Origin of the sequence: Parashewanella spongiae (assembly GCF_004358345.1) — a bacterium.
Lineage (GTDB): Bacteria > Pseudomonadota > Gammaproteobacteria > Enterobacterales > Shewanellaceae > Parashewanella > Parashewanella spongiae.
In genome coordinates this window covers 386,575-401,356 of the sequence record NZ_CP037952.1, presented here as the reverse complement: position 1 = coordinate 401,356, position 14,782 = coordinate 386,575, and the positions used below count along the sequence as shown (strand labels likewise).

Annotated in this window: 9 protein-coding genes; 1 reads left to right on the top strand and 8 read right to left on the bottom strand. The window is 40.2% G+C overall.

Annotated elements, in window-relative coordinates; translation table 11 throughout:
- Window positions 1–18: 18 nt before the first annotated feature.
- The gene (gene rsd, locus E2I05_RS01450) at window positions 19–486 is read right to left on the bottom strand and encodes a sigma D regulator (RefSeq protein WP_121853313.1); all 468 of its coding nucleotides are present in this window, start codon (window positions 484–486) and stop codon (window positions 19–21) included.
- A 315-nt stretch (window positions 487–801) separates the two neighbouring features.
- Between rsd and hemE the strand changes: the two genes are divergently transcribed.
- Window positions 802–1,872: a uroporphyrinogen decarboxylase gene (gene hemE, locus E2I05_RS01445; RefSeq protein ID WP_121853314.1), complete on the top strand. Its 1,071-nt coding sequence runs from the start codon at window positions 802–804 to the stop codon at window positions 1,870–1,872.
- Window positions 1,873–1,938: 66 nt separating this feature from the next.
- Here hemE and E2I05_RS01440 read toward each other — a convergent pair whose 3' ends face one another.
- The 7 genes from E2I05_RS01440 to E2I05_RS01410 all read right to left on the bottom strand — a co-directional run bounded on the left by E2I05_RS01440 (window position 1,939) and on the right by E2I05_RS01410 (window position 14,745).
- Complete coding sequence (locus E2I05_RS01440; protein WP_133309432.1) at window positions 1,939–5,883, bottom strand: hypothetical protein; 3,945 nt, start codon at window positions 5,881–5,883, stop codon at window positions 1,939–1,941.
- A gap of 630 nt (window positions 5,884–6,513) precedes the next feature.
- The gene (locus E2I05_RS01435) at window positions 6,514–8,436 is read right to left on the bottom strand and encodes a bifunctional diguanylate cyclase/phosphodiesterase (RefSeq protein ID WP_121853316.1); all 1,923 of its coding nucleotides are present in this window, start codon (window positions 8,434–8,436) and stop codon (window positions 6,514–6,516) included.
- A 7-nt stretch (window positions 8,437–8,443) separates the two neighbouring features.
- The gene (locus E2I05_RS01430) at window positions 8,444–9,151 is read right to left on the bottom strand and encodes a transglutaminase-like cysteine peptidase (RefSeq protein ID WP_121853317.1); all 708 of its coding nucleotides are present in this window, start codon (window positions 9,149–9,151) and stop codon (window positions 8,444–8,446) included.
- 14 nt (window positions 9,152–9,165) lie between these two features.
- Window positions 9,166–9,762 (bottom strand): OmpA family protein, encoded by a 597-nt coding sequence (locus E2I05_RS01425; protein ID WP_121853318.1) that lies wholly within the window; start codon window positions 9,760–9,762, stop codon window positions 9,166–9,168.
- A complete protein-coding gene (locus tag E2I05_RS01420) occupies window positions 9,763–11,163 on the bottom strand; it encodes a TolC family outer membrane protein (RefSeq protein WP_121853319.1) in 1,401 nt (466 codons plus the stop codon).
- Between the two features lie 25 nt (window positions 11,164–11,188).
- Window positions 11,189–12,571: an HlyD family type I secretion periplasmic adaptor subunit gene (locus E2I05_RS01415; RefSeq protein WP_121853320.1), complete on the bottom strand. Its 1,383-nt coding sequence runs from the start codon at window positions 12,569–12,571 to the stop codon at window positions 11,189–11,191.
- Window positions 12,571–14,745 (bottom strand): type I secretion system permease/ATPase, encoded by a 2,175-nt coding sequence (locus E2I05_RS01410; protein ID WP_121853321.1) that lies wholly within the window; start codon window positions 14,743–14,745, stop codon window positions 12,571–12,573. Before E2I05_RS01410 ends, E2I05_RS01415 begins: the two co-directional genes overlap by 1 nt.
- Window positions 14,746–14,782 lie beyond the last annotated feature (37 nt).

Below are 14,782 nucleotides of genomic sequence, written 5' to 3'. Positions count from 1 at the left end.
ACGAAAGATCAACAGACCCTAAGAATAATACTCATGCAGCACTTCTAACAATTCATCTTCATAGGCGAAACGATTTTCGATTGATGAACCTAAGCGTGACAAGTCATCGTCTAACTCTAATAAAATATTATCACTCGAGGCTGATGTATATTTATCACTGAAATCGAGTACAAAGTCGGTACTACTGCTGATTTTTGGCAATAATTCACGGGCTAAGGTTTGCCCTGACTCACCTTGTTTTTCACAAGCTGTCACCACTTGATCGTACACTTCAAAATGTCCTTCTGAGACATAATCAACCAATAAGTTACAGAATGTTTTAACATTTTCAAAAGGAGGCAGTGACTTTTCATCACTGTCATAAGGCGGTAAACCCGCTACTTGGAAATAATTTACCAACAGATTACGACGACTGCTTAGCCATTGATCGATAAGCTTATTTGCCCCGCCCCATTTCTGTTCGGCGTTTTCTAACTTTTTTAGCATCTCATATCCCGTCAGTTAAATTATTTCCTATACCTCTAATGTAAGGAACAAAATGGCATTTAATCAACCTTTTTATCGAACTTTATTACCGAAAAATATACTTTTATTGAAATAACATTCTATTAATTTTGACTTGCGTCACAATTAAGCTGCTATAGCAATTTGCTAATACCTTATATCGAACCAATAGGTACTTCATTCCAGAAAACGGAATTGGGTTGATCTGACACAAACTCAGTAAAAATAACTGCAATATCAATCACAGTTTCGGGTAAACTATTGCGCAAGTTTGACTTATTGTTAGGAACCCGCCTGATGGCAGAATTAAAAAATGATCGTTACCTACGGGCATTGTTGAAGCAGCCCGTAGACAGAACCCCAGTTTGGATGATGCGTCAGGCTGGACGTTACCTCCCTGAATACCGTGAAGTGCGTGCTCAAGCTGGAGATTTTATGTCTCTATGCCGTAATGCCGAACTTGCTTGTGAAGTCACCCTTCAGCCGTTACGTCGTTATGACTTAGATGCCGCCATTTTATTTTCGGACATTTTAACTGTACCGGATGCCATGGGCTTAGGATTGTATTTTGAAGCTGGTGAAGGCCCTAAGTTTGAGCGCCCTACTGACACTATTGCCGCTATCGAAAAGCTCTCTATTCCTGATCCTGAAGATGAATTAGGCTATGTGATGAATGCAGTCAGCACCATCCGCCGTGAGCTTAACGGTGAAGTACCGCTGATTGGTTTCTCTGGCTCACCATGGACGCTCGCGACTTATATGGTTGAAGGCGGTTCAAGCAAAACCTTTGAAAAAATCAAAAAGATGGCATACGCTGAGCCCAAAGCATTACACATGTTATTGGATAAATTGACTGATTCGGTCATTTTATATCTTAATGCACAGGTTGCTAATGGTGCGCAATCGTTGATGATATTTGACTCATGGGGCGGCGCATTGTCACACCAGGCTTATCGTGAGTTTTCGTTGCGTTATATGCACAAAATTGTCGATGGATTAACTCGCCATGCTGATGGTCGTCAAGTACCTGTAACCTTATTTACTAAAGGTGGAGGCTTGTGGCTTGAATCAATGGCAGAAACGGGTTGTGATGCGTTAGGCTTGGATTGGACGGTTGATATTGGTGATGCTCGTCGCCGTGTCGGTGAGAAAGTGGCTTTGCAAGGCAATATGGATCCTTCCATGCTTTATGCATCACCTGCTCGTATCGAACAAGAAGTTCAGCAAATCCTTGCAAGTTACGGTAATGGTACAGGTCATGTATTCAACTTAGGCCACGGTATCCATCAGTATGTTGATCCTGAGCATGCGGGTGCGTTCATCAAAGCAGTTACTGAAAACTCGGCGCAATATCATAAACCTAAATAGTCTATTCACGGTAAACGGCTATCAGCTTCGCTCTTAGGCCGAGCTGGTAGATGATGATTATTTTATTTACTTTTTATAATTCCAATCTGACTCTGCACCTCTTGGCTGAAAACTATCTGTATTTACTAGGCAGTTTCCTGGTGATCCCGATGCTGAAAAATAAATATTTTGGTAACATTTTCCTTCTTTAAATTCTGGCTGTGATTCAACAAGCAATTGCTGACCTAAACCTATCATGTGAAGCTTAGCGGAGTTGTGAGCTTGCATAATATGTTGAGAAGTACTTTGTTCTAAAAATGAAGCCGACAAATGCATCATCCCTACCTCTGCCCCTGCTATAAAGTTTTGTGCAAAGCTCAAGGCATAAAGTAACTGCATTCTAGGGTTCGAATAATCGAATACTTTGTGCTTATCAAATGGTATTTTGGTAATACAATCTGGAGTCTGATCTGAATGAGTAGCGTTATTCACATTCATGAGTAGTATATGCTTGTTCAGCGCCTCTCCTGCGGCAAGACACATCTCCATATTTTGTTTGGGCATCAACTCATCAACTGTTTTATATTTTGCATACTCAGCACATTGTTTTTCAATATCATGAAGTTTTGGATTACTCGGCATTGCACGGCACCCTTCATAGATAGCACATAGTTCATGTACATTTAATTTCATAGGGTCGACGGCTGATACTAGGCGCACAAATGTTTCTGGTACTTTAATGGCCAGTGCTATCATTAATTCTTCTTGAAATGGTGATGCTGACAGTTTTATTTCTTCTATAAAGATATCTGAAGAACAACTTTCACGTGAAATAATGCCTGCTTCTTTGGCTATATTAAAAATAATTCGTTTGTGTGTTCGGGGAATATCAATTGCTCCGTTCAGGATTAAGTGATCTCTAATTCTTCTACGTGATTCGTTATTTAATTTCTTTATTGCTGTTAAATTGCAATATTGTTCATGCCCCAATGCGTGAAATAACACTTCGTGATGACCTATTACAGCCCTTTCTTCTAACATAGAAAGCTCTTCATCTATTTTAATTTGCTTTTCTTCAGCCTTTACCTCTTTCCATTTACTCGCCATTTTAGATTCTGCTGACTCACGGAGTACATCTTTTGCATGAGCAACGACAAGCTCAGGGAAGTAATACTTCACTTTATTACTCTCCCCTTTTGTAGAATCAATAAAATACTGCAACTCCGTAGACATACCATGAGTGCGCATCCTCTCTTGTGCAGAAAATGCATCGGTATAAAGCCTATCTATGCCCCATGTGTCATTGTCTTTTAACTTTTGTTCTTTGGTTAATATGTCATCTTCTATCGAGCTTATTGTTTTATCAGTCTGAGCAATTTCCTCTAGCAACTTGCAGACTTCTTCACGGAGTGTTTCGTGCTGTCCCGATAATTTCAAATAGGCTTGTTGAGCTTCAGTATACAAAGTTGTTAAATCTAATTGCTGCTGTCTCCTTTCCATAATTTTTTCTTTTGTCGTTTTAGGTGTACTTCCTTTACCTTCTTCTTTTATTCTGCTGTTAATGACTTCGATTTGTTGCTCTATCTGCCCTAATTCTTCATGCAAGCTTTCTGGATAAACTTTCTTTTTTTCATCTCCGATTTCAAACAACATAGTCCGTAATGCTTTCTCTTTCTTTTCCATCTTTGGAAGTAATTCTTTATCAATGCTCCCTTGATGACCCGCAATTGACTCTAAAGAAGTATTTAAACCTTGAACTAGGATCATTTGATCAAAATCCGTTGCTGATGAATCCCCCCCCATAACGACATAATTTCCAAACCTTTCAATAGTGTCCAGTGAAACATCTCTATAAGTACGTTTGCCCTCAAGCTCAAAATGCTGGTCTGTTTTTTTCGCCGCGATATACGCATCTTTTTTGCGCGCATTCGCTAGTGCAGAATTCACCAGAGAGCTGATTAGTGTTACCGACTCCCAAGATTGATTGTCCAGTGCCTCTCGGAATTGTTGAAGCTTGTTAACCTTTAATGCAAATGCCTTTTTTCCTCCTCGTATACCAACAGTTTGTTGCTTAAACTCCTCTTGTTCATTTTCTAGCATTAAATAACGCGCGAGCAATTCAACAAAACCATCCCTAAGCATTCTTTGTTGTACGGTTGAAAGTGGGTGCTCTTTCATCATTCTTAACTGTGACAGTTTCGCTGTTGCACGTGTTAATTGTTCTGTGACTACTTGTTGATTTATATTACTCGCTGTCTCTAATTGTGCTTTTTGCTCTTCCCAAGATTGAATTTCATACTCAATTTCAGCCTTCCTTCTCTGACAAGAATGAGCGACGGCTAGTAAAAAGTCCCCCAATCGGTTTGTCATATTTTTGTATTCTCTTTCACTCAGCCCAAGCTCCAATGTCTCCACAACTAACTTTGGCATATCTATACTTTCTTCAAAGTCCATTGCGGTATCAAGATCGCTTATTGTCTCTTGCGCTTGCAAACTTTGCTGTGTTTTTTCTTTTTTTAATGTATCCATTTCATTTGCTTTTTTCATTGTTTTGATTGCTGAAGAATACGATGCTGCAGGCAAAACACTAGTCGTATGAATTCGCTTATCTACTGAGCGAATAACTTCAAAGTTACCTACAGGCCTGAGCGACTGATTAACCGACTTAGTTAATAAAGATTTTCTATGTTCATTAAGCGACGTATTACGAAGAAGGCTTTGTTCAGTTAACAAGGTATGGGTACCACCAATCCATTCATCAAATTCATCATCAGTTGAATAAGAAGCAAAGGACACATTATCGCCTTCATAATCTGTGGATGTTGTCCTTAAAGCGGCAGTTGGATCAATAGTCGCTATGGTTATTCCAGGTCTTAACACATAGCCTCTATTCTGATCAGAAGATGTACTATTAACTACAGCTCGAAGCGAAGCGGAATCTTGGTGAAAATTGGTAGGTACTTCTCCATCAGTTTCATCGGTTATTACATAGAAACTGCCAATTGAAACTGATAATGCACCTTGTTCTTCTTTCTGGTTTTCTTCGGTCGTCCCCCCAAGTTCTACATTTAGGTTTTGTTCATATTTATATGAAGCAATTTCTCTTATTGCTTTTTGTTGTTCATTTTGAAGCTTATTAATTTTATCATCCAATTCATCGCCCATTATTGCTAAAATAGAAGTACACGCTTTACTGGCCATACTTTCTCTATAACTTGTAGCGCCTTTTAAGCAATCAACAGTCAAAACATTAAAACCATCAGATGCACTCACATTCACAAAATCAAGTTCATGTGCTTTGGAAAATGTTTCCATCCTTCCACATTGCAATATTGCATACACCTGATCACCAGTGCATTGTTTAAGAAATTGAGCCGACTTGTCAGGAGCCATTTTTAAGACGATACAACTTAATAGTTCGCTTTCCTCCGTCTTTCCAATATCTAAGGTTGTTAGGTGACGCCAACTGTGGCCTAATACTGCATTGCGGTTGTCATCTGGAAGTTTATTCAATACAGCGACCACATGATCTTGTTTTGACTGAGCGATTTTTAATAAAATTTCTGCCCATTTATGCTTATGAATTGTTAACTCTGAAGGTTTTTGAGGTTCTTCAATTTTCGCAATTTCGACAAGAATATCAGCCGCCCTCTGCGCACTGCTTTCACTTAGCACTGTTTTAGCCAGCTCATCACTTTTCATTATATTTTTTGCTGCTACTCGCGGCGAGATTTCATTCCCGACTAAAACTGTATTACGAACTAACTGGCTGGTTTGATGTTGACCTCCTGTAGCAGTAGGCCCAACTTTATCACCTATAATCATTTTGCCAGAAATTGGAGATTTAAAATATTGTCGATATATCTCGACAATGTCATCTGACGTAATTGAAACACCGTAATCATGTGCTGCTAAAGAAGTCTTATTGGTTCGCACTTGTACATCATGACTTACGCTGAGGTTTGCTAGTTTTTGTGTTCCAGTAATTTCATCGCTTCTGAGTACACCCCTTTGCCCAACCGCCATATTCATATCTCCAAAACATATTCACTAGCGTGCATAACATAGGCTTTATCCTATATCCTATTCGATTTAAGGCTAGTTACCTTGTTTTCGAGTGACAAGAAAATCTAAAGTATTATTAATAATTTAAAGTTAGATTAATTCAAAATTTATGCTTACTTGAACTCGGGATAATGAAATCAGTCATTCAATGTTTTAATAAGTTTAAATTCAATCTATAGTGCGGCTAGTTTCGTCTAGTACGAGGCGTAACTTTCTGTAATAGCGAGTCTATCTCAGAGAATTACAGCACTGGAATAGGCAAAAATAGCTGCGCTGTAGAGATTTGCTTATCCTGAGTTCAGGTTACTTAATCCTAGAAACATCAGTTGAACGCTGAGTATATGAGTAACTGTTTGAGCAATACGATGATTTTATTACCGTGGTTTTCACCCAATAAGTGAAGTGCTCTACGCTTGAGAACGCAGTCAACTGATGTTTCTAGGTTAATAGAATGTAGAAATAAGTTGATAGGAAGCTTTGAAGTAAACGTGTAAAAAATTATAAGGTTTAGATTGTATAAACAGGGCATAAATAAATGAAATAGTTCTGAATATTGTTCAAAACTATTTCACATTACATTTGTAAATAATACCAATTTTAAACGTTTATATCTTCTGGAGGCTGAATAAACCCTTGATAAGAATTGATATTAAGTTTTGTAAAATGCGCCAACTCTTCAGTGTATTGAATGCCTGTAGCAACCACCATGATATCAAGCCCTTTTGCGACATTAATTAAGGCGTGGCACAATTCCCGAGTATCCGTTTCAACCACTCGATTAGAAAATGCTTGATCTAATTTTACATAGTCTGGCAATAACTGCTGAAGATAGCCCATAGAGCCAAGCTGGCGACCAAAATGATCAATCCCTATTTGAGCACCATTGTCTCGAACTACTTCGCATAATCGTTTACAAGATTCAAGATCACTATGAACAGCAGCTTCAGGTAATTCAAAGCATAGCTTTTTAGTATGTTTACAACCTGCTAGAAATTCTTGTAACCAATCGTGAAAGTCAACATCCTTAATACTTTGTTGGGTAAGATTTATCGCTAAAGGTTCAGAGTGTTTTTCCGCAAGACCAATGTCATACACCGATTGAATCAGACATTTATCCAATAAACTGCCTAAGGACAATAATTCGATGTAAGGCATAAATTGCCCCGCATGAATGAATTCATCCTCTAACTCTAATTGACAATATACCTCACGGTGTAGCACCTTATTGCCACCACATAATTGTACCGATTGCCAACGGAATCGGAACTTCTGACCTTCAATGGCCTCTGATAAACTGGCACGCCATTGTTCTCGATTGAGCCGCTGTTTATGATCAGACTCCAGCCAAACGAAGGCTTTATTTTCTAAGGTGGCTTGTTGCTGTGCATTGTCCGCTTGAGCCAGAATATCAGAAGTTTTCATCTCGCCATTACGCTCAGCAATACCTATGGAGAATTCTTGATTTGGCTTACATCCTGCTTTGCTGAGTTCTTGATTTACGGTTCGAATTAAACACTGTAAATAACGACTTAATTGTTCATGCTCGACGTCGGTAACCAAAAATGCAAATTCAAAGGCGGCAATACGTGCGACAACTGAAGGTGATATTTGATCTAATTCTTTTTGGAGCATCTCTGAAAGAATACGAATGGTTTGGTCTCTGACTTGATAGCCATATTTACTGTGTACGGTTTCCAGCCAATCAAATTTGACCAACAACACTGCACCGCTTCCTGGTTCGGCTAGCCAGCTGTCCAAACGACCCATCATATATTGCCGATTTGGCAAGCCTGAAACGTTATCAATTAAATTTTTCTCACGCAAATTAGCTACTTCTGTATCTAAAGAGACAAATACCTTACCGAGTTTGCTCGACATGTTGTTGAAAGCTTGCACGACATCTTGCAGCTCACGTGTCTTGGGCAACGGCAGATCAGGGCCAAATTGCTGTTTCGCCATATTTCGAGAATGTTCCGCGAGACCATGCAAGGGAGCTAGCAAAAAACTCAATCCAAATCTGGCACAAACAATTGTAATTAAAAACAGAGTGCCAAATAAAATGACCACATTTGACATGATGCGCCACATTTCATGGTAGCCAAACCCAGGGTGGGCGGTAATTTCTAATGTTGCGAGCTGCAACCAACCAGAAGTAACGGTACTTTCTATACGGATAGGTGTAAACAATTCTAATTCGGTAAACCATTTTGGAACACCTTGGATGTGCATTGGGTTGGTCCAAATTTGCTCTTTACCATCTACTTGCCAAACCAATTTCACTTGTTGATAAAAACCGCCTTCGAAAATGACATTGACCAAAGTTTCAGCTTGAACCATATCCCCAGCTTCTAGTGCAGGTACTAACATCAATCCCAGTGAGTGACTGGCATTATTGATGTCAGATTCCATTTGCTTGGTCAAAAATTTTTGTGTTTCTGTGAATTGTACATACCCCACACTTACGATCACCAAAATAAACAGACCAAATAGTAAGGCGTATATTTGTCGAAATAACGTCATTGTTTAGCTACTCCAAAATCAGTTTCGGCAGTCGAAGGCGATCGACTCCTAACCTTTGATTGAGATCGTTCCATTTTTTCAAGCGTGTAGATGATCCTGCTAACACACCTCGACCTTTCTCTTTATTCAGCCACAATTGTTTACCATTAAAACTGTAAACTGGTAGCAAATCCGTTCGCTCTGTCGCTCGTTTAATTTTTTTATCTAAGTTATCTAAAATCAGCGGTACCGAACCAGGAGTTTCATAGTAAGCCAATACCATGTGATATTGGCGAACACTGGTGGCCTTTACCATGGTGATACGCATTTTTTCTTCAGGAACACCGAGTTGTAACAAGGTAAAGTACTTAGCAATAGAGAAGTCTTCACAATCTCCAGCATTAACCCCGATAAATTCCATCGGTGTTGCCCAGTAATTTGATTGCCCCCAAAGCTTAATATCATCCATAAAGCGAAACAGATTAAAAAAGCGGTTTACTTGCTCAAGGCGTTCTAATTCGCTGTTGCTATGATTTGACTCCAATACCTGAAACCAAGCATTCGCACGCTTCCCTGCCCGTTCCCCATATCGAGATTCTAAAGCGGCAATCGTTGTAGACTTATTCAACTGTGGTGGCGATGCACCAAACAGTCCTAAAGCTAACAGGGCCAGCATCAATGTGCTGGCCTGTTTTATTTTACTGCGAACCTGATACGGCTTGGCTCTACCACTCATACAACATAATTACCTTATTGATCCACCGTATAAATTGTCCATTTATAAGCGGCTGAACTGTCTTCACCCATCAACTCAGCAACAACACGACGGTTACGAGCATTGGCATAAGCACTTTCACTATTATCCAATGGTTTATCATAACTATAACCGATTGCGGTTAGACGTGAAGGATCAATGCTAAACTTCTGTGATAAAACAGCTGTTACCGCTTCTGCACGGTTTTGAGATAAAGCTAAGTTATGCTCATAAGTACCAGACTTACTGCAATGCCCTTCAATGGTGACTTTGGTTGTTGGGTACTTATTCATAAAAGCCGCTAGCTCTTCCAATTGACCAAAGTATTTTGGTGCAAGGTAAGCTGAGTCGTTGGCAAATTGTACTTTCAACTCTTTGCGTTCGTTAATACTTTTAACGGTACCGCAGCCATAGTTGTCAATTTCAGCTCCTATAATTGTATCCATACAGCGATCACGAGCAACAATTACACCATCTTTATCTTGATCATTAAGGTCGTTTTTTTGTATGGTTGAACCGTTCATCGGAACGGTATCGCTCATAGAGCAAGCCCCTACGAGGGTGATGCTCAATAGTAATATTAAGGTTCTCATTTATTCTGCTCCTTCTGAATAATCGTTTTCACCTTGCCACTGCTCAGGAGAAGTTACACGAAGTGAATCAAGCAAGCGCCCGTTTGAATTCAACACGCGATATTTCGCGATGATCTCATCAAATTCTGCACTCAAGTAATTTTTACGTGACTCAAACAGTTCATTCTCAGTATCAAGCAAATCAAGCAAAGTACGCTGACCTAAATTGAATTGTTGAGAATAAGCCGTTTGAGTTTGCTTAGAGGCTTCGACATGTTCACGGATATATTGCTTTTGTGGGCCAAGCAATTCATAAGCATTCCAAGCGAGGTTTACGCCTTCAACAACTTGTCTATGAGCACGCTCACGAGTTTGCTTAGCTTCACTGATTTTATAAGCCGCCTCTTTTTCACGCGCTAAATCTTTGCCGCCTGCGTATAAGTTATAACGTAAGCGCACCATGGCTTGCACATCATTGCTATGGCCGCTTCCATTCAAGTTAGTTAGAGTAATGCCATCCTCACCGTTCAAGTCATTGTTCAAATTACCATTTACTTCCAATGTTAATTTTGGATAATAATTCGATTGTGACGCTTCGCGCTCAAACTTGGCCGCTTTAATATCATGAGCCGCAGCTTTTAGAATTGGGTGATTCTGGTTTGCCATCATCAAGCTTGCACTTAAGTCTTTTGGAAGCATGTCGAGATCCGGTACTGGTACCACTAAATTCTCAGGCTCCATTTCAACAATTCTGACAAACTGTGCTTTAGCATCATAAAAGTTATTTTTAGCGGCAATAACATTGGCATTCGCACGTGCTAAACGGCCAGAAATTTGTGATAAATCAGCAATAGAACCTAAACCTGAGTCCGTTCTTTGCTTAATTTGATCATAAATATCTTTGTGACTTTTTAAGTTCTTCTCAGACAACTTTAGCACTTCTTGTGTGTGCAAGAAGTTGAGATATACTCGAGCCACATCCAATGCAACATCTTCTGCGGCAGCAAAAAGTGTCCACTGCTCTGCACTCGCTTCAAAGCTTGTACGCTGTGATTCACTGCTGGTGTAAAAGCCATCAAATAACAATTGTCGGATACTGACACCAAACTCACCACGTTCAAGTTCTTCATCACGATTTCCTGCGATAGAAGCATCGCGACGTGTACCTGGTGAATCAGTGTATTCGTAACCATAACCGGCTGTGATATCTACTGTAGGTAAATACCCTGACCAAGCTTGATTATGTTGCTCTTCCCGTACTTTAAAACGTGAATATGCGATACGAATATCAGGATTCGTATCGAGGGTGTGGGCAACTGTTTGCTCTAGTGACTGACTACTTGCGATCCCAGGAAGTAAACAGGCTGCTAAGGCCAGTGCAATCCGTTTGCGCTTTATTTGCCTAATCCTTGTAAGGTCCATTTTATCTATCTCCCATGTTTTTATCTTAACGCTCTCTGAGCGCCGTATCTCTAGCTCGTAAAATTGGATTAAGAATGTATTCTAAAATACTTCTTTGTCCGGTGATAACATCAACGGATGTTAGCATTCCCGGAATAATTGGCATCTGAGTGCCATCTTGCTTCATTAAACTTGACTCCGCGGTACGTACGCGAACCAAATAAAAACTGTTCCCTTCTTCGTCTTGAGTAGTATCTGCACTGATGTGTTCCAATGTGCCTTCTAAACCACCATATCGGGTAAAGTCATAAGCAGTAACTTTAACCACTGCAGGAAGACCTGGATGCAAAAAAGCGATGTCTTTAGGGCTGACTTTAGCTTCTATTAATAGCTTGTCTTCTGTTGGAACAATCTCAACAATATCAACCCCTGGCTGTACCACTCCTCCCAAGGTATTAATGTGTAAGGTTTTAATTGTCCCTGTCACAGGAGAGATGATAATCGCTCGGCTGACTTTATCTTGAGCGCCCACTTGTGCTTCGGTCATACGTGAGAGTCGCGTTTGCATTTCATTCAGTTGCGAACGATTGTCTGCTGCATAAACAAATACGGCTTCTCGACGCTTTAAAATAGCTTCATCGAAACTGGCTTTGATTTTTGGTCTTAATAACTTGAGTCCTTGAAGTTCACCTTGAATATCGTTAACACTACGCTCAAGTTTCAATAATTCGACTTCAGGCACAATTCCCTTTTCTGCCAGTGGTCTAGTTAAGTCCAACTCTCGGATCACCAACTGGTGGCTGGTATTCAGCGTTTTAATTTTGGAGGACAATTCGCGCACTTCTTGATTACGTTGCTGAATTTGTCTCGCTAGAATTTCTAATTGATTGTCTAAGTTATCTAGTCGGCCATTATATTCTTCTTGTTGACGTTTAATGAGCTCAGGCTCTGCAGCCTTTAGTACATCGGGGAAAGTGAGCAGTTGTTTATTGATTTTGACCTGTTTGCGCCAACCTGTACTGCTGTCCGCAACGATAATACTATTAAGTTCAGCTCGTAGGCGAATAATATTAGCTTCCAAGCCAACGACTTCCTGCTCTTGTTGAGCATAATCGGATCGAAATCGAGTATCATCAATTCTGACCAGAGGCTGACCTTTCGTCACCAGCATGCCTTCATGTACATATAATTCTTGGAGCACGCCTCCATCTAAGCTTTGGATCAGTTGCACTTGTGATGAGGGGATCACTTTACCCACACCTGTAGTCACTTGATCAAGTTCTGAAAAATATGACCAAATAGCAAAACACACCATCATACTCGCTAATGACCAAATAATTAGCCTATGTGCTCTTGGCGCATCGGTCATCATTGCGCCATAGACGTCATCCACCATTTCCAGATCAGAGGTATTGAGTTTTTTACTCATTAAACATTCCTCCCTGAAAGCTGACCACTATTAAGCTGCGCAATAATCCTTTCTTTAGGTCCATCAGCAACGAGATGTCCATGATCCAAAACTAAAATACGATCAACCAATTGCAACAAATGCATTTTGTGAGTAATTAAAATCAAACTGCGGTCTTTACTAACATGCCCCATAGATTGAACAAACTGCTTTTCTGCCCTTGCATCTAAGCTAGCTGTCGGTTCATCCATTAAAAGCAATGGCGGGTCGTTAAGGCTAGCTCTAGCTAACGCTACAGTTTGACGTTGTCCTCGACTGAGGGTTAACCCTCCTTCTCCGACTTGTTTATCTAGTCCTTCTGATTCTAAATTGGTAAATTGGCTCACACCGGATAACTGAACGGCACGAATAAGCTGGTGCTCAGAAACTTGGCCTATTCCGAACAAAATGTTATCGCGAATTGAACCATGAAATAAGGTGACATCTTGAGGCAAGTAGCCAAAGTTACGACGTAAATCACTTGGGTGTACTTGATCTGAGTCGATGCCATCATACCGTAAGCTTCCTTCAGTCGGTTGATATAATCCTAAGAGCAACTTCGCTAAAGTACTTTTACCTGAGCCATTACGACCAATAATTGCTACTCGCTCGCCGGGCTTTATCGAAAGTGTTAACGATTGCAAAACGGGCTTTTCCGAATTTGGGTAACTAAAACCCACTCGATCTAAATCAATTTTACCTTGTAAACGTTGTTTACTAACGAGGTGACCTTTATTTTCAAACTCATCCTCTTGTTGCATAATTTCATCAAGCTGACGCAAAGAACTGACAGTAGAATTGGCGCGCGTCATCAGATTTGCCAATTGCGCCATTGGAGAAATAGCTCGGCTCGATAACATCACCGCAGCAATGATCCCCCCCATGGAGATCGCATTATCGGCAACACGATATACACCTAATATAACCACTGAAACCGTTGTCAGTTGCACTACAAAGTTCGCGACATTTGAAACAGAATTCGAAAGTTTTTTTGACTTAAGCTGCCAAGTGGCGCTGTGCCCAGTCATTTGTTGCCAGCTTTTTTGCAATACACCTTCGGCGCCACTTGCTTTAATCGACTCTAATGCTGATAAGCTTTCAATCAAGTGACCGTGTTTTAAACTGGCGAATTTATTCCCTTCTTCAATTGCGAGTTTTAATTTAGGTTGAATATATAAAGTGAACGCAATAATCAATGCGCCACCTACAAGCGGTACTAACGCTAAGTCCCCAGCTACCAGCCAAATAATGGTTAAGAAAAAGACGGCAAAAGGTATGTCTACTAAGGCTAATATGGTAACGGAAGCGAGAAATTCTCTAATATGATCAAACTCGCCTAACTGCTTAGCCATACCCCCAATGCTAGGCGAACGCTTTTCCAATGGTAAACCAATCGCTTTAGCAAACAATTGGGAGGACACGATAATATCAATTTTTTTACTGGCTATATCCACCAAGTAACTTCGTAATTGGCGCATGACCAAATCAAACACATAAGCGATAAAGGCTCCAATTGCCAATACCCATAATGATTCAAATGCTAAATTAGGCACCACTTTGTCATAGACATTCATGATAAACAGCGGGGAAACCAAAGCGAATAAATTAACCAGTACAGAGGCAATAAGCGCATCACGGTAGATAGGGAATGCATCTTTTAAAGTTTGCCAGAGCCAGTGACCTTTATTTTCATGTACATGGACATCAAAACCTCTATCTCCACGATATTTTTGTTTAACCAAAAATAAATAACCCACATAAAGTGCTTCGAGCGCCTCAATGGTTAATTTTTGCTCACCACCAGATTCAGGCAGTTGGATAATGGCAGTATCATTCTCTGTATCGAGCTCACGTAAAATGCAAGATTTTTTATCTTTTAACAGCAAGATACAAGGCAGCATTATTGGCGAGACACTGTCTAACCCTTTCCGAGCAAGTTTTGCAGACAAACCAGCCCGAGATGCCGCTTGTGGAAATAAATCTGGCGTGAGTGCAGCATTTTGCAGTGGTAAGCCTGCCGCCAAAGATTCGCTGGAGCATGGATTACCAAAATGTTCTGTAAGTAGCACTAAACTGTCAAGTAATGGATCAACAAATACTCTTTGAGATGCTGAAATCGTCCATTGCTCAGTTTTTTCAGACACGGTCGCTGACACTTTTTTTGTTATTCCTTATTATTATTTTCATCCCACA